At 55.6% G+C, this 513-nt stretch carries 2 protein-coding genes; both read left to right on the top strand.

Annotated elements, in window-relative coordinates:
* Positions 1–234 (top strand): hypothetical protein (locus ABJ99_RS13600; protein ID WP_054086286.1); only part of this gene is annotated, 234 nt, incomplete at its 5' end.
* The coding region (locus tag ABJ99_RS13595; RefSeq protein WP_154864420.1) for a DsbA family protein at positions 231–513 on the top strand (283 nt) is incomplete at its 3' end. The genes ABJ99_RS13600 and ABJ99_RS13595, both read left to right, overlap by 4 nt.

Here is a 513-nt window from a genome sequence, read left to right as displayed (position 1 = left end):
CAGGAAGATGCTCTGCTGGCCTTGAAGATCTGCGCGCCAGTGCTGATCGAGCACCTGGAAGTCGTGAAACATGTAGCGGTTGATCGTCGAGAGATCCAGTCCCAACTGCACAAAGCGCTGGACCAGTGGCTTGAGCATCACCCACAGCCTGAAAGCGCGCAGAAGGCTCTTCTGACGTTGCTGGATCAGGAGTTGCTGGCCAAACAATTCCTCGATAAAGAGGCCTCCGCATGATGCGCGCCACACGTCGCCAGATGCTGTACGGCATCGGTGCGGTCGCCTTGGCAATCCTGGCTTTTGAATGCCTGCCAGATGTCAGGCAGGGCATGCAAAAGCTCAACACCGCCGACAGCGTCAGCCAGACATCCAAACAGACGAAGCATAATGGCGCGTGGGTTTATGGGAGCAGCAGTGCCAGATTCACCATCGTCGAGTATGCAGATCTGGAATGCCCGTACTGCAAGGATTATTTCCCACAGCTCAAAGCATGGGTTGATCAGCATCCAGACGTGA

The sequence above is a fragment of the Pseudomonas syringae pv. cilantro genome, assembly GCF_001293775.1.
Lineage (GTDB): Bacteria > Pseudomonadota > Gammaproteobacteria > Pseudomonadales > Pseudomonadaceae > Aquipseudomonas > Aquipseudomonas syringae_P.
Note: the sequence above shows the minus strand (reverse complement) of the source record. Positions and strands in the feature narration are given on the sequence as shown.